General features: G+C 34.8%; 17 protein-coding genes and 1 pseudogene. 5 read left to right on the plus strand and 13 right to left on the minus strand.

All coding sequences use genetic code 11. From position 1 onward, the window contains the following. Window positions 1-252: 252 nt before the first annotated feature. From purT to tsaE, 10 genes and pseudogenes are all read right to left on the minus strand, one after another. Complete coding sequence (purT, locus tag GYY69_RS03160; RefSeq protein ID WP_174796396.1) at window positions 253-1,434, minus strand: formate-dependent phosphoribosylglycinamide formyltransferase; 1,182 nt, start codon at window positions 1,432-1,434, stop codon at window positions 253-255. A gap of 88 nt (window positions 1,435-1,522) precedes the next feature. Continuing rightward, complete coding sequence (locus tag GYY69_RS03165; protein WP_174796397.1) at window positions 1,523-2,821, minus strand: adenylosuccinate synthase; 1,299 nt, start codon at window positions 2,819-2,821, stop codon at window positions 1,523-1,525. Window positions 2,822-2,841: 20 nt separating this feature from the next. Beyond that, window positions 2,842-3,804: a protease modulator HflC gene (gene hflC, locus GYY69_RS03170; RefSeq protein WP_174796398.1), complete on the minus strand. Its 963-nt coding sequence runs from the start codon at window positions 3,802-3,804 to the stop codon at window positions 2,842-2,844. A 10-nt stretch (window positions 3,805-3,814) separates the two neighbouring features. Further along, window positions 3,815-5,044, minus strand: coding sequence for an FtsH protease activity modulator HflK (hflK, locus tag GYY69_RS03175; protein ID WP_174796399.1), 1,230 nt, complete (start codon window positions 5,042-5,044; stop codon window positions 3,815-3,817). Window positions 5,045-5,067: 23 nt separating this feature from the next. Continuing rightward, window positions 5,068-6,363: a ribosome rescue GTPase HflX gene (hflX, locus tag GYY69_RS03180; RefSeq protein WP_174796400.1), complete on the minus strand. Its 1,296-nt coding sequence runs from the start codon at window positions 6,361-6,363 to the stop codon at window positions 5,068-5,070. A gap of 20 nt (window positions 6,364-6,383) precedes the next feature. Beyond that, window positions 6,384-6,629 carry an RNA chaperone Hfq gene (gene hfq / locus GYY69_RS03185; protein WP_065638023.1) on the minus strand — a complete coding sequence of 82 codons (246 nt, stop codon included), beginning with the start codon at window positions 6,627-6,629 and terminating at the stop codon, window positions 6,384-6,386. A 290-nt stretch (window positions 6,630-6,919) separates the two neighbouring features. Then, entirely contained in the window at window positions 6,920-7,831 is a 912-nt protein-coding gene (gene miaA / locus GYY69_RS03190) for a tRNA (adenosine(37)-N6)-dimethylallyltransferase MiaA (RefSeq protein ID WP_174796401.1), read from the minus strand. After that, a complete protein-coding gene (gene mutL / locus GYY69_RS03195) occupies window positions 7,828-9,678 on the minus strand; it encodes a DNA mismatch repair endonuclease MutL (protein WP_174796402.1) in 1,851 nt (616 codons plus the stop codon). Before mutL ends, miaA begins: the two co-directional genes overlap by 4 nt. A gap of 20 nt (window positions 9,679-9,698) precedes the next feature. Further along, window positions 9,699-10,403: pseudogene (locus GYY69_RS03200) on the minus strand (N-acetylmuramoyl-L-alanine amidase); the annotation flags it as partial. 63 nt (window positions 10,404-10,466) lie between these two features. Beyond that, entirely contained in the window at window positions 10,467-10,943 is a 477-nt protein-coding gene (gene tsaE / locus GYY69_RS03205; RefSeq protein WP_174796579.1) for a tRNA (adenosine(37)-N6)-threonylcarbamoyltransferase complex ATPase subunit type 1 TsaE, read from the minus strand. A gap of 128 nt (window positions 10,944-11,071) precedes the next feature. On the opposite strand from tsaE, the gene tusB reads away from it, so the two are divergent. The 3 genes from tusB (at window position 11,072) to GYY69_RS03220 (ending at window position 13,146) form a co-directional block, all read left to right on the plus strand. Next, window positions 11,072-11,353, plus strand: coding sequence for a sulfurtransferase complex subunit TusB (gene tusB, locus GYY69_RS03210; protein ID WP_065638019.1), 282 nt, complete (start codon window positions 11,072-11,074; stop codon window positions 11,351-11,353). A 118-nt stretch (window positions 11,354-11,471) separates the two neighbouring features. Continuing rightward, complete coding sequence (locus tag GYY69_RS03215; protein WP_174796404.1) at window positions 11,472-12,035, plus strand: Sua5/YciO/YrdC/YwlC family protein; 564 nt, start codon at window positions 11,472-11,474, stop codon at window positions 12,033-12,035. A 4-nt stretch (window positions 12,036-12,039) separates the two neighbouring features. Next, window positions 12,040-13,146 carry an anhydro-N-acetylmuramic acid kinase gene (locus GYY69_RS03220; protein WP_174796405.1) on the plus strand — a complete coding sequence of 369 codons (1,107 nt, stop codon included), beginning with the start codon at window positions 12,040-12,042 and terminating at the stop codon, window positions 13,144-13,146. Window positions 13,147-13,170: 24 nt separating this feature from the next. Here the strand turns inward: GYY69_RS03220 and GYY69_RS03225 are convergent, their stop codons facing one another. Together GYY69_RS03225 and hda are read right to left on the minus strand one after the other, a co-directional pair. Next, the gene (locus GYY69_RS03225; RefSeq protein WP_174796406.1) at window positions 13,171-13,950 is read right to left on the minus strand and encodes a Cof-type HAD-IIB family hydrolase; all 780 of its coding nucleotides are present in this window, start codon (window positions 13,948-13,950) and stop codon (window positions 13,171-13,173) included. Window position 13,951: 1 nt separating this feature from the next. Further along, a complete protein-coding gene (gene hda / locus GYY69_RS03230; protein ID WP_085247622.1) occupies window positions 13,952-14,635 on the minus strand; it encodes a DnaA inactivator Hda in 684 nt (227 codons plus the stop codon). 985 nt (window positions 14,636-15,620) lie between these two features. On the opposite strand from hda, the gene mnmG reads away from it, so the two are divergent. Both mnmG and rsmG read left to right on the plus strand, forming a co-directional pair. Then, the gene (gene mnmG, locus GYY69_RS03235) at window positions 15,621-17,513 is read left to right on the plus strand and encodes a tRNA uridine-5-carboxymethylaminomethyl(34) synthesis enzyme MnmG (protein WP_174796407.1); all 1,893 of its coding nucleotides are present in this window, start codon (window positions 15,621-15,623) and stop codon (window positions 17,511-17,513) included. Further along, complete coding sequence (gene rsmG / locus GYY69_RS03240; RefSeq protein WP_174796408.1) at window positions 17,491-18,090, plus strand: 16S rRNA (guanine(527)-N(7))-methyltransferase RsmG; 600 nt, start codon at window positions 17,491-17,493, stop codon at window positions 18,088-18,090. The genes mnmG and rsmG overlap by 23 nt, the downstream gene beginning before the upstream one ends. Window positions 18,091-18,133: 43 nt before the next feature. On the opposite strand, the gene GYY69_RS03245 is transcribed toward rsmG, so the two are convergent. Then, window positions 18,134-19,369 (minus strand): N-acetylmuramoyl-L-alanine amidase, encoded by a 1,236-nt coding sequence (locus GYY69_RS03245; RefSeq protein ID WP_174796409.1) that lies wholly within the window; start codon window positions 19,367-19,369, stop codon window positions 18,134-18,136. Window positions 19,370-19,384: the final 15 nt, after the last annotated feature.

The raw sequence follows: 19,384 nt of genomic DNA on the forward strand, positions 1-19,384 counted from the left end.
AGTGTCACTTATCAAGACTTAATTTTTAAGTCCGTAGACTTTTCATTCTTTGTCTCGCAAGTGCCCACACAGATTGTCTGTTTCTTCTTTTTAAAGAGCTGACAGCTTCAATATCTAATCAACTTTTTGTTAATTTAGTTTGCTGTCTCAAGGGTTGCGTATATTACTTACTTCACTGGTATACGTCAACCCCTATTTTATAATTTTTTCTTTTTTTGAATTGAACGATTACTTTTCAGACAAGAAAGTTCATTATAGGGTTATTTTTAGTTGTTTTACTACATTAATGGCTTTAATAATCGCATCGTTAACCGTTAAAGCCTTCGCTAGCGCAACCCCCATTCTGCGAGTACCTTTCACTTCTGGTTTACCAAATAAACGTAAATCAGTTTGCGATTCGCTTAATGCTTTATCGAGATTAGCAAAAGTGACTTGTTTTGAATCACCTTCAATTAATAAAACAGCTGATGCACATGATCCATATTGTTCTATAATAGGAATAGGCAGGCCTAATATTGCTCTAGCATGTAGTGCAAACTCAGATAGATTTTGTGAAATTAATGTCACCATGCCAGTATCATGTGGACGAGGTGATACCTCACTAAACCATACCTGATCACCTTTAACAAACAATTCAACACCAAATAACCCTCGACCACCTAATGCATCTGTTATTTTAGCTGCAATATCTTTTGCCTGTTTTAATGCCTTATCAGACATCTGCTGAGGTTGCCAAGATTCTCGGTAGTCACCTTGTTCTTGACGATGCCCTATTGGTTCACAATATGACACACCCTTAATATGTCTAACTGTAAGTAAAGTAATTTCGTAATCAAAATCAATAAAGCCTTCAATGATAACTTTTCCACTACCAGCTCTTCCACCTTCTTGTGCATATTTCCATGATGATTCAATATCAGCTTCGCCTCTTAATAATGATTGTCCTTTACCAGAAGAGCTCATAACAGGTTTAACTAAGCAAGGAAAACCTATTTCTTTGACTGCTTTTCTAAATTCAATTGCATTTGCAGCAAATCGATAAGGTGACGTTGGTAATTTTAATTCCTCCGCTGCAAGTCGACGGATTCCCTCACGATTCATGGTAAGTTGTGTTGCTTTTGCTGTTGGAATAACTGTAAATCCTTTTTCTTCCAACTCAATTAGTGTAGATGTTGCAATAGCTTCAATTTCTGGAACAATATAATCTGGATTTTCTGCTTCAATGACTTTTCTTAAAGCATCCCCATCAAGCATATTAATGATATGAGACCGATGAGCAACTTGCATCGCAGGCGCATTTGCATAACGATCAACGGCAATAACTTCACACCCCAATCGTTGTAACTCAATGACAACTTCTTTAGCAAGTTCGCCCGCACCACAAAGTAATACTTTAGTTGAAGTTGGTGATAATGGCGTTCCTAGTTTAGTCATAAATTCCTCTTACACAGTGAATTGTCTAGAAAACAACATCCTAAAAACAAAAAATCGGGACAATTATCCCGATTTGATTGATGCTAAGTTAGTTTTGGTATGGATCACGTAAAATCATTGTTTCACTTCGATCTGGTCCTGTTGAAATAATATCAATTGGTGTTTCGGTTAACTCTTCAATCCGTTTAATATAAGCTTTAGCTGCTTGTGGAAGAGCATCATAACTTTTTATACCAAAGGTTGATTCACTCCAGCCAGGCATTGATTCATAAACAGGTTTAACTAAACTCCACTCTTCAGCTGCCGCAGGAGCGTTTTTGATAACTTCACCACTTGGTAATTGATAACCAATACAGATCTTAACTTCTTTAAGCCCATCTAACACATCAAGTTTAGTTAAACAAAATCCTGAAACAGAATTAAGTTGTACAGCCTTGCGAACAGCAACAGTATCAAGCCATCCAGTACGACGACGACGACCTGTTGTTGCACCAAATTCGTTACCCTGCTTACATAAGTACTCACCAGTCTCATCAAATAATTCAGTAGGAAACGGGCCTGCACCAACACGTGTAGAGTAAGCTTTGACAATACCTAGTACATAACCAACATAACGCGGACCAAAACCAGAACCTGTTGCAACACCGCCAGCGGTAGTATTAGAAGAAGTAACAAAAGGATAAGTCCCATGGTCAATATCAAGTAATGTACCTTGTGCCCCTTCAAACATAATTCTCTCACCTTTTTTGCGTGCTTCTTCTAAAAGAGCAGGAATATCGGCAATCATAGCAACTAAAATATCAGCTATCGCTAATGTATCATCGAGAACTTTTTGATAGTCTACGGCTTCTGCTTTGTAATAATTAACTAATTGGAAATTATGATATTCCATTACTTCTTTTAATTTTTCGGCAAAAGCTTGGCGATCACATAAATCACCAACTCGAAGCCCACGCCGTGCCACTTTATCTTCATAAGCAGGACCAATACCGCGACCTGTTGTTCCAATAGCTTTACTACCACGCGCTTTTTCTCGCGCTTGGTCTAATGCAATATGGTAGGGTAAAATTAAAGGGCATGATTCAGAAATAAGGAGTCTTTTCTTAACAGGAATACCACTTTTTTCTAACTCGTTCATTTCTTTCATTAAGGCATCAGGACATAGTACAACACCATTAGCAATAATACTTATCACATCATTGCGTAAGATTCCTGATGGAATTAAATGTAATACAGTTTTTTCACCATTAATCACTAATGTATGGCCAGCATTATGTCCACCTTGATAACGAACAACATATTTTGCTTTTTCTGTGAGTAAATCAACAACTTTACCTTTGCCTTCATCACCCCATTGTGTACCTAGCACAACAACATTATTACTCATAGATTATTTATCTCATTCAATTAGTTATTAGATTTTAATTTCATATATTGAAAAAATTCACTATCAGGACTAATGACCATAATATCATTACCTGTAAAGCTTTGTTCATAAGCTTTTAAACTACGAATAAAGCTAAAAAACTCCATATCTTTACCAAAAGCATCTGCATAAAGCTTAGCGGCATTTGCATCACCTTCACCACGAATAGTTCGAGATTGGCGTTCAGCTTCGGATAATATCTTTGTTACTTCTAGCGTAGTCTCTGCTCGTATTTCATCCGCTTTTTTAACACCTTGAAAACGTTGATTTTGTGCAACAACTTTTCGAGCCGCTTTCATTTGTTCATAAATTGAATTAGATATTTCTTGAGGAAAGTTTACTTTCTTTATACGAACATCAATGACTTCAATACCAAAAGATCTCATACTTGTTTTATTACTTTCAGAATCTTTTTCAGTCTCACTAATAAACTTTTCAACCGATTCGCTTTTTACCAACTCTTCCTGAGCAGTGCCATTTAACGCTTCTTTTACCCGAGTCATTATAGAATTACGAGAATTATTATTTGTGTCATTAATAATATCGATGATATCTAATTTTCCAATTTCTGCCCTTAAACGACCATTTAAGCGTGCAAGTAACAGGTTTTCAACACTATTACCACCAGCAATAGTTTCATAGTATCGATTAAAATCAACAATTTTCCATTGTACAAAATAATCAACAACTAAATCTTTATTTTCACGTGTTATGAACTTTTGTTCTCGACCTGCACTATCAGAACTATTTGTCGTTTGGATTTTAGCATCAACAACTTTTACATTATCCATTCCTGGTATTTTAAAATGTAATCCAGGACCAGATAATTCTATAATTTTATTAAAACGTAAAACGATGCCACAGGTCCCTTCTTCAACAACATAAGCACTAGAAAAAAACACACCGATTAAAATCAATATTGTAGGAATCAATAATTTGCGCATATTTTTCTCCTTATCTTCCCATAAACCGCGGAGTCCGTGTAGTATTGCCCGCGTTAATAGTGTTATTGGTGCTGCTGTTAGCCTCTTTTGGGGATACTTGCGTTGCCTGAGGTTGATCTTTTATCGTTTCAGAGGAGATCGGCGCATTAAAATTAGATTCACTATTTGAGTTTGATAAAGTCATTGTTTCAGATTTTTTGTCATTTTTATTTTTTAATAATTGTTCTAGAGGCAATACCATTAAATTTCCACTTTTATCATTAACTATAATTTTATTGGTTTTAGATAATACTCTTTCCATGGTTTCAATATATAGGCGTTCTTTAGTGATTTCTGGTGCTGCTTTATATTGTGGTAAGATTTTTTCAAAACGAGCCACATCTCCTGCAGCTTCGAGTTCCACTCTAACCTTATAAGCATTAGCATCAGCTAAAATTCTTGCAGAGCGCCCTTCTGCCTGTTGTACTTGTTGAACTTTTTCTGCAGCAGCTTTATTTATTTCACGTTTTTTGTCTTCTCGAGCATTCATTGCATCATTAAAGGCTTCTTGTACTGCTTCAGGAGGACGAGCTGATTGGAAATTAAGATCCACTATACTAATTCCCATATCATAATTATTGATAACATTGACTAACTCATCTTTTGTACGGGTTTCCAATGCTGAACGTCCATCAGTTAAAATATCATCCATACTTGAGCTACCCACTTCAGTACGTAAAGCACTATCAGCAGCTTGTTGTAGACTATCTTTAACATTAGTGACATTAAATAAATATTTTATAGGATTACTGATGCGATATTGAACATTCATCTCAACAAAGACTAGATCCTCACCAGTTGTTATCATAAAACCATTTACATTAAAATTATGCGTACCTTGCGTATCAACTTTATATACTTTATCAATCAATGGTGGATGCCAATTTAAACCAGGTTGAATAATTTCTGGTTGGACTTGCCCCAAGCGAGTAATCACACCGCGTTGACTTTGGTTAATGGTATAAAAACCGCTGACACTCCAAACAAGAACAAATAAAGCGATTATAGATATAATAATTTTAGTAGTATTCATTGGTAATTTAATTCCAGAGGTCCCTCTATTATTGCCTAAATTACCTTTTTTTAAGAGGTCTTTAATTTTATCAAATAAACCACCAGATGAATTATTTGTTGGTTTTTTGTTATTATTTCCCCATGGGTCGTTATCTTGTCCGTTATTTCCGGGCTGATTCCACGCCATATTTTATATGCTCCATTTAACAATTAGTTGTTATTTTGCTTATTGATCAAGTATAACAGATCTGGCTCTTGTTTACAGAGGCGATTCCATTCAATTGAGGGAATTCTCACATCTAAATGAAAACTACCATCCTCATTAATAAATTCATTTTCTACCGCGTTTAACTGATATAAACGGCTTCTAAGTCTTGCTAAATGAGCAGGTAAACTTAAATGGCAAACTTGAATTTGCTTGGCTAACCTTTCTTTTAAAGCAATAAATAATTGATCCAATCCTAAACTATTTTGCGCTGAAATCCAAACTCGAATTGGTATGCCATTTTCATCCCGATCAATACCTGGCTGCTTACCCTCAATTAAATCAATTTTATTCATAACGAGTAATGTTGGAATTTCATTGGCATCAATTTCGAGCAACACTTCATCAACAGCATGCATATTATCCAATATATTTGGATCAGCAGCATCAATAACATGTAATAATAAAGTGGCTTCTTGCGTTTCAAGTAGTGTCGCTTTAAAAGCGGCAATTAAATCGTGGGGTAAATGACGAATAAAACCAACTGTATCAGCTAAAACAACTTCTCCAACATCATCAACAGTAATCCGCCGTAGCGTTGGATCGAGCGTAGCAAATAACTGATCAGCAGCATACACCTCAGCATTTGTTAATGCATTAAATAGTGTTGATTTACCCGCATTAGTATAACCAACCAAAGATACTGTTGATAGATCAGCTTTATTTCTTGATTGACGATTTTGATTTCGCTGCTTTTCGACTTTTGCCAGCCTTGATAAAATCAACTGAATACGATGACGAATCAATCGTCTATCTGTTTCTAGTTGCGTTTCACCAGGACCACGTAAACCAATTCCCCCTTTTTGTCGTTCCAAATGCGTCCAACCTCGGACTAATCGAGTTGAAAGGTGTTGTAACTGCGCTAGCTCGACTTGCAATTTACCTTCATGTGTTCTGGCTCGTTGTGCAAAAATATCAAGAATCAATCCTGTTCTATCAACAACACGACATTTACACAACTGTTCTAGATTGCGTTCTTGGGAGGGGGTTAAAGTATGATTTACTAAAATAACGGAAGCATCAAGTTGATCAACCTTTTCAGCGATTTCCTGCGCTTTACCTTCACTAACAAAATATTTGGTTTGAGGCGATTTTCTTGAAGTTGTTATGATATCGAGAATATCTATTTGAGCTGAAGAAACTAATACTTCAAACTCTTTAAGATCCTCGATATCACTTTCTTGAGGGAAGAATACATGGACTAATAAGGCAGTTTCACCGCCTTTATATCGTTCAAACAATCAGATTCTCCACTGAAATATCAGCTTTCAGCTCCCTCTTCAGGCTGAGATACCAATCCAGAAATAGGTCTAGATGGTACGACTGTCGAGATAGCATGTTTATATACCATTTGGCTTACAGTATTTTTTAACAAAATAACAAACTGATCGAATGATTCAATTTGTCCTTGTAGCTTGATACCATTAACTAAATAGATTGATACAGGAATGTGCTCTCGACGAAGCAAGTTTAAATAAGGATCTTGTAATGACTGCCCTTTTGACATAAGTTTATCCTTTAAAAAATAATTATATGAAGATAAAATAAATACATTTATAATGTAATCAATGTATTTTTACATACTATTTGAAATATATCTTTAGTATCTACCAAAATAACATAAAAAGCGCTTCTCTTGAACCGATCAACTAAAATTTATGCACAAATAACTAAATTTTTAATAAATTTAAACTAAAAAAATAAAAAAATACTAAATTATTGACAATAATGTACATAATTTTACCAACAATACAATTCATAATTGTATACTATTATTCTCGCTATAAAAATTACTACTTATAATATTTTTTGGAAAATTGAGTCCATATTATCATTATTTAGCCATGTGATCGGTTGTTTCCAGCCACGAAGCCAAGTGATCTGCCGTTTGGCTAATTGACGAGTAGCACAAATACCTTTAAATACCATTTCATCATAACTTATATCACCATTTAAATATTCCCACATTTGGCGATACCCCACACAACGAATAGAAGGCAAATTTAAATGCAAATCAGATCGCTGCATAAGCAGTTTTACTTCATCTTCAAAGCCTTGATCTAGCATCTGTAAAAAACGTTGTTCAATTCGTTTATGTAACTGTGCCCGATCTTGCGGCATAATAGCAAACTGCATAATATCATAAGGTAATGCTTCACCGCTTTCTTGTGTCAGTTCCGTTAGACTCTTACCCGAGATTAAATAAACTTCTAAAGCACGATTAAGGCGCTGTGGATCGTTAGGATGAATTCTTTTAGCCGAAACGGGATCGACTTTTTTTAGTTCATCGTGAATCGCTTGCCAACCTAATTTATTGGCTTTTTCTTCTATTTGTTCACGAATTTCACTATTGGCCGCTGGAAGTGGTGAAAGCCCTTCAATTAAAGCTTTAAAATAGAGCATTGTCCCACCTACTAACAATGGAATTCGACCTTTTTTTAGTGATTTTTCAATTTCTACAATTGCATCATGCCTAAAATTAGCCGCTGAATAACTCTCTGCGGGATCACACATATCAATCAATTTATGTGGATAATTTTGTTGCTCTTTTTTAGTTGGCTTTGCGGTACCGATATCCATACCGCGATAAATCAAAGCAGAATCGACACTAATAATATCAATAGGATAACGATCGTAAAGCGCCATAGCAAATGCCGTTTTACCCGATGCTGTTGGTCCCATTAACGAAATAATTTTTGGTTTATTCATGATAAAATTGATTGAGTTAAAGATTGTATATCAATCGGATATAAAAATGATTCTTGTTGTAATAGATTAATATCTATCTCTTCTAATTGAGCAAGCAACGGAATGACTTTAGCCACACTCCAGATCATAGTGCAATTATCACCATACTGATTAGCTAACCAAGCCGCTATTTGTGTAGGATCTAACACTCCATTTTTTGAATCTGATATAAAAGCAATTAAAGCAGGTAATAATTGCTGCCAATTCATAGTGCGCAACATTTTAGGAACATTTTGCAAATACAATTTTGCTTTATCAATATAAAAATCAAAACCTAAAAAGTTCAACTGAGGTTGATAACTGGAAAGCACTTGCTGCTCTTGATGATTGATTAAAATTGTTAATGGAATAAGCAATTTTTCAGAATCTTGTGATAATAATTTAATAGCAGTCACTTTTTGCTTAGCAATAGATAATTTCATTAACATTAATTTTTGCTGATTATCTTCATACTTTTCAAGTAATGCAATATCGGGCTGAATAACCGTTAATACCCGACCAAATTGTACTAATGATGAGCTATCAAGTTGCTGTTGTAATGCTTGTAGTGGCGTACTTCTTTTAGGAAATAATGCTTCAATAACCGCTTTTTGTGGTTCAGTTATTTCATTTTCTTCTGCCGATAAGAATGACTGTTTTTGCTCAAATTGCACTGTCTCTTGGGAAGGTGCAACATTGACTAACTCACCATACAATGCATTTTCTTTAGCATAATTACTTGTTTTTTTCGATAATTGACTACGCGTTTGATAAGAATTAGCAGCCGTTTTTTGATTAAAGATATTCTCACCCGCTGCTTGTCGATTAGGTGTTATGGTAACTTTTTCTTCTGATACAGATAAATTTGATTCAAGGGCCATCACTATCGCTTGATAAACAAAATCATGAACCAGTCTTGCTTCATGAAAACGGACTTCGTGTTTGGCTGGGTGAACATTAACATCAACTTGTTTTGGATCAATTTGTAAAAACACCACATAACTTTGTTGTTCATTAGTACGACTGATGTAAGCCTGACGCAATGCATGATTAAGTAATTTATCTTTGATGACTCGCCCATTAACATAAAAATACTGCAAATCACTACTTTCACTACTGGTGACCCAACCTTGAATGAGTAAATCATCATGCTGCCAATCCAGTTTTACAGCTTTTTGCATAAAAGATCGACCGCAAACTAATTCGACTCGTTTTTCAAGAGCTGATGAACGATACTGCTTAACGAGTTTACCATTATGTTGTAAATTAAAGGTAACATCGGGGCGTGCAAGTGCAATACGCCGAACAAACTCTTCAATATGCATAAACTCTGTTTTTTCTGTTTTTAAAAAACGACGTCTTGCAGGTGTATTATAAAAAAGATCAAGGACTTCGACAGTCGATCCTACAGGATGAGCTGCAGGTTTAATCATCGGCTTCATATCCCGTCCTTCAGCATAAACTTGCCATGCTTCGGATTGTTCAGCGGTACGTGAAGTTAATGTCAATCTAGCAACCGAACTTATACTCGCTAATGCCTCACCACGAAACCCAAGACTAATAATTGCGTCTAAATCATCTAACGTATTGATTTTACTTGTCGCATGACGAGCAAGTGCCAACGCTAATTCATCTTTAGCAATACCACAACCATTATCACGAATACGAATTAATTTACAGCCTCCTTGCTCAAGGTCAATATCTATTTGAGTACTACCCGCATCAAGGCTATTTTCAACTAACTCTTTGATGACAGACGCGGGGCGTTCTACCACCTCACCAGCAGCAATTTGATTGGCTAATTGGGGAGAAAGAATATGAATTGCCATTAATGTTGTTCCCCAAATTTTGGATTTTGTTTAACGTAATTTTTTATACCTTGATAGATAGCTTTCGCTATCTTATCTTGATGAACATTACTACTTAGCAAGCGTTCTTCACCTTCATTAGAAATGAAGCCAACTTCAACTAAAATTGACGGGATATCTGGCGAACGTAATACGCCTAAACTTGCATATTCTGGGGCAGATTTATGTAGTTTTACTGTCTTTTTCATTTCTTTTAATACTTGTGTTGCTAACTCATAACCCACTTGTTGAGAATAAGAAAACTGTAGATCTAATACTGCTTGGCTTAAGTGAGGATTATGATCGTCGCTTAATGCATCACCAGCACCACCTAATAATTCTGATTGTTTTTCGCCCTGTTCAAGCCATCTGCCCAATTCTGTATCAGCTCGCTTAGTTGACAAGACCCAGATCGAAGCACCTGTAGCCTCCCTATTTGGCGCAGCATCAGCATGTACTGAAACTAATAAATTAGCTCTATTTTTACGGGCGATTTCCGAGCGCTGCGAAACAGAGATAAAATTATCACGACTACGGGTTAATACTCCCTTAAAATTGGGATCTTTATTTAGCAAAGTAGTGAGCTTTTTGGCGATTGAAAGCGTCACTGTTTTTTCATATAAGTTATTTTTTCCTATTGCACCGGAATCTTTACCGCCATGACCCGCATCGACGGCAACCACAACATTGGCTGCATAAACAGAGCTACAAAGCAGCAATAATATAAAAATAGTGATTAATTTTTTCATTCGTCTTTTTATTGTTTACTTCTATTGTGATAACTTAATAATTGTTTGACCTTTTTCGCTTGTTGCTTGCACAAAAGCGGTACGCTCAAGCGCTAAATAAGCCAAATGAATTTCAAGATCAGCACTAGGCAAAATACCTTTTGCTTGCTCTGGCCACTCAATTAAACAAATCGATCGCAAAGCAAAATATTCACGAATCCCCATAAACTCCAGCTCTTCAGGATCGCAAAGTCGATACAAATCAAAATGATAAACAGAAAAGTTTTCAAAATGATAGGGTTCTACTAATGTATAAGTTGGACTTTTTACGTTACCTTTATGACCTAATTGTTGTAAAAAACCACGACTAAAAGTCGTTTTACCTGCACCAAGATCGCCAATTAAATGGATAACAATAGTATCATCATGCTTGGACAAATAGTTTAAACACAGTTTGGCAATTCTACTACCAAACAAAATTGTTTGTTGCTCATCGGTTAAAATAATCGGATTCATGATGAATTCTTTGTTCAATAAATAGTTCTTATTATATACTAATAACCATTAAAGATGTACCAAACAAGATAACCTTAATTTTGTAAAAAAGTTTCAGGAAACCCTACGTTTTAGTATAAAAAGTGAAAAAAATGCTACATACAATCTCGACAGCAAACCATTCAACCATAAACCCACAATTAATATCAGATCAAGATGCCGTATTGTTCTGGCAAAATGGTGTTGTTCTGGCGATACAAAATAATCCATTATTAAATGATATTATCCATAAAACCGAGCATTGCTATATCATCAATAGTGATATTGAAGCTCGTGGACTAAGTAATATTATCGATTCAAGGCTTAAAATTATTAATATGCAACAGGTTGTTGAACTTACAGCTAACCATTTTCCACAAATGAATTGGGAATGACTATAGACTAAGACATTTACTATTACCACCATTTAAAAGCTAAATCATACTAATTTGCAAAACCTAAAACCTAGGTTTAATATAAATATCAATTGTACTCAGTTAATATTCAAATTTAATGGCTAATTTATTAACGCTATCGGAAATAAGTAATTATTTAAAAAATGGTGAAGTGATCGCTTACCCAACTGAAGCCGTTTTTGGTCTAGGTTGTGATCCGGATTGTGAATCAGCCGTATTAAAGTTACTACAACTAAAACAACGATCAATAGATAAAGGCTTGATTTTAATTGCTAGCCGTTACCAACAACTAATTCCCTATATAGATGAATCAGCCATCACCAATGAACAAAAACAGTTAGCATTTACTAACTGGCCAGGGCCTGTTACTTGGGTTTTTCCTAAAAATAAAAATACGCCTTATTTTTTGACAGGTAAATTTGATTCTATTGCGGTGCGCGTCACCAATCATCCTTTAGTTTGTAAGCTTTGTGATCTTTATGGCAAACCGATTGTGTCAACTAGTGCTAATCTTTCCACTTATAACCCTTGCAAAACCGCCATCGAAGTTGCCAAACAGTTTGGTGAAAATTTTCCTATTTTAGATGGTGAAACAGGCCATCGATCACAACCATCGCAAATTAAAGACATCAAAACAGGGCAAATCATTCGGCAAGGGTAACTTTATGCGAAATTTATATATTGGTGTGATGTCAGGTACTAGCATGGATGGAGTTGATATTGCTTTGGTAAATATTACCGCAAAAAATGTCACATCAATAGCGAGCAACTGCTATCCAATGCCTGCCGATTTAAAACAGCATTTACTAAAATTATGTGAAAGCCAGCAAACCACATTACAAAATTTAGGTGAGATAGATCATCAAATAGGCAAACTGTTTGCTGATAGCATAAATCAGTTTTTAAAAGATAATAATATTGATAAACAACAAATTAAAGCTATTGGCTGTCACGGACAAACAATTTACCATTCACCAAACGGTGATAATCCTTTTACCTTACAAATTGGTGATGCTAATATTATTGCCGCAAAAACAGGTATAACTACTATTGCTGATTTTCGTCGTAAAGATATGGCTTATGGTGGACAAGGCGCACCACTTGTTCCAGCTTTTCATAAAGCAGTACTACAAGATCCACAAATAAATCGCGTGATACTAAATATCGGCGGTATTAGTAACATTTCGGTATTAATACCCAATCAACCCATCCTAGGTTATGACACTGGTCCAGGTAATGTATTACTGGATGGTTGGATAAAAGAGCACTTAGATAAAAACTATGATAAGGGCGGATTATGGGCAAAAACAGGTAAAATAAACCAAAAATTATTAAACCTTTTATATCAAGAAGACTATTTTCAAATACCCGCCCCCAAAAGTACAGGACGAGAACTATTTAACTTATCTTGGCTTTATAAAAAATTAGTAGGAATACATTTAAAAGCACAAGATATTCAAGCAACACTAGTTGAATTTACCGCTTTATCCATTGCCAATGAAATTAGTAAATTACCTATAGTAAGCGCATTACCTTGTGAGCTTTTAGTTTGCGGTGGAGGTGCTAAAAATCCACTAATTATGCAAAGATTATCGGCTTTATTACCCGCATGGGCAGTATTAACAACCGATACAAAAGGTATAAATGGAGACGATATGGAGGCAATAGCCTTTGCTTGGCTTGCTCATTGTCGAATCAATAATATTCCATCAAACATTCCAGAGGTAACTGGCGCAAGTCAAGCTGTTTGTTTAGGGGTTATTTATCAATAAACTAAAAATATAGATAAATTTTGATTAAATCAATCCAAAATGTTGTAACCCTTTAATTATTCCATCATTATCATTAGTATCTGTAACAAACTCAGCTTGCGCTTTTAATTCATCAACAGCATTACCCATAGCAATTGGATGATCAACGGTTAGGAACATTTCAAAATCATTCATGCCATCACCAAAGGCATAGGTTGGCACATCAGTAAATCCTTTATTTTTTAACAATTGAGTAATACCATAACCTTTAGAACCACCGTTATTAAAAACATCAACACAGTAAGGTGTATTACGAATAAAGGTTAACTCAGGGAAGATATCTCGATAAAGCGCCTCACCAGATTCACAAAGTAATAAAAGCATCTGAATAGGTGATTTTAAATAAATCTGATCATCGACAGGCGGAACTTGTTCTTTTAGGAAATGATAAAATTTTTTAGTCGGTTCACTATCTTGCGACACTCGCATAATTTCGTGATTATAAAAAGACAACGGAATACCTGTTTGCTGTTTAGAGTATTGATACAAACGATCGATAACGCCCTTATCAATATCATTAGTAAAGACCTTTTCGCCTTTATATAAAACAACTTGCCCGTTCATGCCAATTATCGACTCAATTTGAGTCTTTTTCATTAAATCAACCACTTCACAAGGAGTTCGACCCGTTGCAATCATTGGCGTAATATTTTTTTGTTTTAATTTTTTTATAGCTTCAAAAGAGCTGGGTAATACATCAATTTGGCTATTAAATAGTGTCCCATCTAGATCAAAAAAAACAATAGCTTCAGGTTTTTGACTCATATCACAAATCCAAAATATGTTTGATAAAAGGAATAGTTAATTTACGTTGTTGCGCAAGCGTTGCCACCTCAAACTTTTCTAATAAAGAAAACAGTGTACGCATATCACGGTTAACACGTTTTAATAAAAATAACCCAACTTCTGTTGATAATTCAAACCCACTTAATTGCGCTCTTAATTGTAAGGCTTTAAGCTTGTCATCATCGCTAAGCTCTTTTAATTGATAAACCTGACCCCAAGATAACCTAGAAACCAAATCAGGTAATATAAAAGAAATTTGTTTAGGTGGTCTACTTGCCGTTATCAATAATTTGCTCACGTTTTTTTCAGTTAAACGGTTAAATAAATCAAAAATAGCTTCTTCCCAATCCCTATGGCCTGCTATTGCATCAATATCATCTAAACAGACTAAATCATAATGATCTAATCCCTGCAGAATTTCAGGTACAAGATGATAATACTGCTTTAGCGGAATATAACTGGCTAATTTATTTTGACTTGATGCATGTAAAAGGTGAGTCCGACCCGCAGCGCTAGCCGACCATATATAAAAGATATTAAACCCCTCTTTACCTAATAAGGTTTGCAATGAATCAAACAATAATCGATTATCACCGACATAAAAACTATCAAAAGTTTCATTATTGGGTAATGAAAAAGGTAAAGGTAGCTGCGAAAGAGTAATAAACGAACCTCACAATAAAAACATAATCATGTTAAGTATAAATTTGCTTTTATAAAAATCAATCACTTTTATAGAAAAGTGAAATATCCTACCCTTTAAATTATTTAATGTGTACTTTAGTTGTACAAATATAGCTTAATTCATCACATAATAAGACAAAACTGAATCTATCGACTAATGTGATCATGACTTATTGATTCTTTTCCTGACTTTTATAGCATTATTTTATACTCATATTTAGACAATAACTTACCATACTGTCGTTTTTTTATAAAAAAATAAATTATTTCCATCAGAAAAATATTTTTTATTCGGTTGAAGCTAATAACTATGCAGCTTTTTTCCTAAAGCCAAGCATAAATTAAAAAAACATTTCTATATAATAAAAAATAATATTCCCAATTAATGTTAGCTTCATTAAGGAGATACAGTTAGGTATAAAATAAAGTAATTGACAAAAATCATTCCAAGCAAAAATATAAAGTAAATTAAAAAACAACATTACAAAGATAGAAACATGATTAAATTATTTAATAACGGATCTTTCATCCAAGTATAAAATAAAACCAATAAAAGGTAAAAAATCAAGCAAACAGATTTATTTTTTGTGGATAACTCTGTGATCAATTAGGATCATAAGCTGTTATCACTGCTTTAATAACCTTAATCAATAAATCAACTGTGGATAAAGAGAATAGTTATTAACAAGTTTAAACTTAAAAAGATCCGATCAATTAACAGAATTAGATGATCGATAAGATCCTATAAAATAATTATAAAAATGAGTTATCAACAAAAACGATCCATAGTAATAATAATAAAAATAAAAAGATCATCTAAAAGATCTTATTTAATTTAAATGGCGATCAAAATAGATCATTTGACGTAATCGAAAAGATGAGTAAAATTCCCTACGCTAAATAAACCAAATCTCCCGATCTAAATTAGCGATCATCTTTACAAAAAATAAATACGAGGCTTTTTTATGTTTTATCCAGATCTTTTTGATGTCATCATCGTTGGTGGCGGTCATGCAGGAACAGAAGCCGCAATGGCATCAGCAAGAATGGGACGAAAAACACTACTTTTAACCCATAATATCAACACATTAGGACAAATGTCCTGTAATCCAGCCATTGGTGGTATAGGCAAGGGACACTTAGTTAAAGAGATTGATGCAATGGGTGGATTAATGGCTCATGCTATCGATCTATCAGGGATCCAATTTAGGATCTTAAATAGTAGCAAAGGTCCAGCTGTTAGGGCTACACGTGCACAAGCGGATCGATCTCTCTACCGAAAAGTGATAAGGACAGCACTTGAAAACCAAGAAAATTTAATGTTGTTTCAACAATCCGTTGAAGATGTGATCATTGAAAACGATCAGATCATTGGTGTAAAAACTCAAATGGGTGTTTCTTTTAAAGCCCACGCTGTTGTATTAACAACCGGTACTTTTTTAGACGGTAAGATCCACATAGGACTTGATAATTATAGTGGCGGTCGCACTGGCGATCCAGCTTCGATCGGTTTATCAAAATCACTACATCAATACTCATTTAGAATGGGGCGATTAAAAACCGGTACCCCTCCGCGAATTGATGCTAGAACCATTGATTTTTCAAAATTGGGCACGCAATATGGCGATGATCCTGTTCCAGTATTTTCATTTTTGGGTAATGCAAATGAACATCCTAAACAGATCCCTTGCTATATCACCAGCACTAATGAAACAACACACGATATTATTAGATCTAATTTAGATCGCAGCCCTATGTACACCGGCATTATAGAAGGCGTAGGACCAAGATATTGTCCATCAATTGAAGATAAGATCATGCGTTTTGCTGATCGTAATTCTCATCAGATCTATTTAGAGCCAGAAGGATTAGACAGTAATGAGATCTATCCAAATGGGATCTCAACAAGCTTACCATTTGATACGCAACTTGCATTTGTGCGCAGTATGAAAGGATTAGAAAAAGCAAATATTGTAAGACCTGGCTATGCGATCGAATATGATTATTTTGATCCAAGGGATCTTAAACCAACACTCGAAAGTAAAGTGATCAAAGGTCTCTTTTTAGCTGGACAGATCAATGGTACAACAGGCTATGAAGAAGCGGCAGCACAAGGTATGCTTGCAGGTTTAAATGCAGCGCGCTTTGCATATGATCAAGATCAATGGTATCCAAGTCGCGATCAGGCTTATTTAGGTGTGCTAGTTGACGATCTTTGTACACTTGGTACTAACGAACCTTATCGCATGTTTACCTCGCGTGCTGAATATCGTTTAATGTTACGCGAAGATAATGCTGATATTCGTTTAACTGAAATAGGTCGCAATCTAGGCATGGTCGACGATTACCGTTGGCGTTGTTTTAATGAAAAATTTGATGCTATAGAGCAAGAAAGATCGCGTCTACGTGATATCTGGGTACATCCTCATATTGAAAGTATCGATGAAGTCAATGCTGTTTTAAGTGCTCATTTGACTAAAGAAGCCAATGGTGAAGAGTTACTTAAACGGCCTGAAATGAGTTATAACACATTGAAATCACTTTCATTATTTGCACCTGGGTTATCTGACCCACAAGCTGCCGAGCAGGTTGAAATTCAAGTAAAATATGATGGTTATATTAAACTGCAAATAGAAGAAATTGAACGTCAAAAGCGCAATGAAGAAACGCTTATTCCTGAGCATATTGATTATGCCGAAATATCTGGATTATCGAATGAAGTTGTGGCGAAATTAAAGCAACATAAACCTGTTTCTATAGGACAAGCTTCGCGTATTTCTGGTATTACACCAGCCGCTATTTCAATGTTATTAGTTTATTTAAAAAAGAAAAATTATGTTAAAAAAGAAACTCACTAATCTAATTGATCAAACAGATCTTTCGATCTCTCAATCGCAAATAGATCAATTGATCCATTATGTTGAGATGCTAAGCAAATGGAACAAAACTTACAACTTAACAGCAGTGCGCGATCCGAGCGAGATGTTAGTTAAGCATATTATGGATAGCTTAGTTGTATCTCCTTATTTAACTGGCAAAACCTTTATTGACGTAGGAACAGGTCCTGGTTTACCAGGCGTTCCATTAGCGATTATTAACCCCGATAAACAATTTGATTTGGTTGATAGTTTAGGTAAGCGTATTCGTTTTTTAAAGCAAGTACAGTTTGAATTAAAGCTAATAAATATTAACCCAATACAAAGCCGGATCGAAGAGTATAACGATAAAAAATTTGATGGGGTTATTAGCCGAGCTTTTGCCTCTTTGCAAGATATGCTTAATTGGTGTAAGCACCTTCCCGATCAACAAGGATTTTTTTACGCTTTAAAAGGAAGTGATATTGATCCTATTCCTGAAGGTTTTACGCTTAAACAAAATATCAAATTAACTATACCAGAGTTAGATGCTGAAAGATGTTTAATTATTATTCAATGATTTTATACTAAAACACAGGTTTTTCTGAAACTTTTGTACAATATTAATGTTTACGTTTTTTCAAATAATCTTTAATACCATCAACAATTGATTTAGATACCTGATTTTGGAATGAAGCAGTCTTTAATTTTTTTTCTTCAGTAACATTACTAATAAAGGCTGTTTCGACTAAAACAGATGGAATATCCGGCGCTTTTAATACTGCAAAGCCTGCTTTTTCAAGTGATGGTTTATGTAACTTATTAACTTTTTTCATTCGATTTAAAATAGCATTACCAAGTAACACACCATTACTTAACGTTGTTTTTTGAACCAAATCTAAAATAGTATCATCTAAATATTTATCGCCACTGCGACTAACGCCACCTATCTGATCTGCTTCGTTTTGAGTTTGAGCTAAATAACTTGCGGCGGAACTACTTGCCCCACGTGTTGATAATGCAAAAACAGAGGAACCACCGACAGAACGATTAGCAAACGCATCAGCATGAATAGAAATAAATAGATCAGCATGTAAAGATCGTGCTTTAGCTACTCGTACTTTTAAAGGAATAAACACATCTTCATTACGTGTCATGTAGACTTTTATATTTGGCTCTTTCTTAAGTAAATTATAAGTACGACGTGCAATTTGTAAAACAATGTCTTTTTCACGTGTTTTATTGTAGCCAATAGCGCCAGGATCTTCTCCACCATGTCCAGGATCGAGTACCACGATAATCGGGGCATTTTTATTTTTATTCGTTTGTGTTTTGATCTCAGATTGTTTTTTATTGAGATCACCTTTTTTATACTCTTCTAAAAGTGCAAGTAAAGGATCATCATCTGTGGTGGAAGCAGGTTTAGATGGATAAAGATCCATCACTAAACGATGCTTAAATTTCGCTATCGGTGCTAAGGTAAAAGTATTAGGTTTAACTCCCTGTTTTAATTCGATCAATATTCTCACTGTTTTAGGATCGCGTTGAACAACGCGTATCGATTTAATATAAGGATCGTGCTTTAATACTTTTGAAGAAATTTTTTTTAAGGTTGGATTTAAATTAATATTGTTAATATCAATTGCGATCCGATTTGGATTACTCAATAGAAAGTGTTTGTATTTTAATTTGATATTTGATTCTAAAGTGATTCTTGTATAGGTTGATGATGGCCAAACGCGCACAGCAATAACTTGCGCCATTGTTGCAGCAAAGCCTATACGAGTGACAGATAACAAACAAGTCGCAATAATACCTTTAACTAATAGGCGCTTTGTAGGACTAAATGTTTTTGACATATTTAATCTAAACAC

Source organism: Gilliamella sp. ESL0250 (genome assembly GCF_013345045.1).
GTDB lineage: Bacteria > Pseudomonadota > Gammaproteobacteria > Enterobacterales > Orbaceae > Gilliamella > Gilliamella apicola_H.

Bases quoted from the DNA above. Each gene is read 5' to 3' on its own strand.
- purT (WP_174796396.1), bottom strand. From the start codon at position 1,434: ATGACTAAACTAGGAACGCCATTATCACCAACTTCAACTAAAGTATTA.
- GYY69_RS03165 (WP_174796397.1), bottom strand. From the start codon at position 2,821: ATGAGTAATAATGTTGTTGTGCTAGGTACACAATGGGGTGATGAAGGC.
- hflC (WP_174796398.1), bottom strand. From the start codon at position 3,804: ATGCGCAAATTATTGATTCCTACAATATTGATTTTAATCGGTGTGTTT.
- hflK (WP_174796399.1), bottom strand. From the start codon at position 5,044: ATGGCGTGGAATCAGCCCGGAAATAACGGACAAGATAACGACCCATGG.
- hfq (WP_065638023.1), bottom strand. From the start codon at position 6,629: ATGTCAAAAGGGCAGTCATTACAAGATCCTTATTTAAACTTGCTTCGT.
- miaA (WP_174796401.1), bottom strand. From the start codon at position 7,831: ATGAATAAACCAAAAATTATTTCGTTAATGGGACCAACAGCATCGGGT.
- mutL (WP_174796402.1), bottom strand. From the start codon at position 9,678: ATGGCAATTCATATTCTTTCTCCCCAATTAGCCAATCAAATTGCTGCT.
- tusB (WP_065638019.1), top strand. From the start codon at position 11,072: ATGCTACATACAATCTCGACAGCAAACCATTCAACCATAAACCCACAA.
- GYY69_RS03215 (WP_174796404.1), top strand. From the start codon at position 11,472: ATGGCTAATTTATTAACGCTATCGGAAATAAGTAATTATTTAAAAAAT.
- GYY69_RS03220 (WP_174796405.1), top strand. From the start codon at position 12,040: ATGCGAAATTTATATATTGGTGTGATGTCAGGTACTAGCATGGATGGA.
- GYY69_RS03225 (WP_174796406.1), bottom strand. From the start codon at position 13,950: ATGAGTCAAAAACCTGAAGCTATTGTTTTTTTTGATCTAGATGGGACA.
- mnmG (WP_174796407.1), top strand. From the start codon at position 15,621: ATGTTTTATCCAGATCTTTTTGATGTCATCATCGTTGGTGGCGGTCAT.
- rsmG (WP_174796408.1), top strand. From the start codon at position 17,491: ATGTTAAAAAAGAAACTCACTAATCTAATTGATCAAACAGATCTTTCG.
- GYY69_RS03245 (WP_174796409.1), bottom strand. From the start codon at position 19,369: ATGTCAAAAACATTTAGTCCTACAAAGCGCCTATTAGTTAAAGGTATT.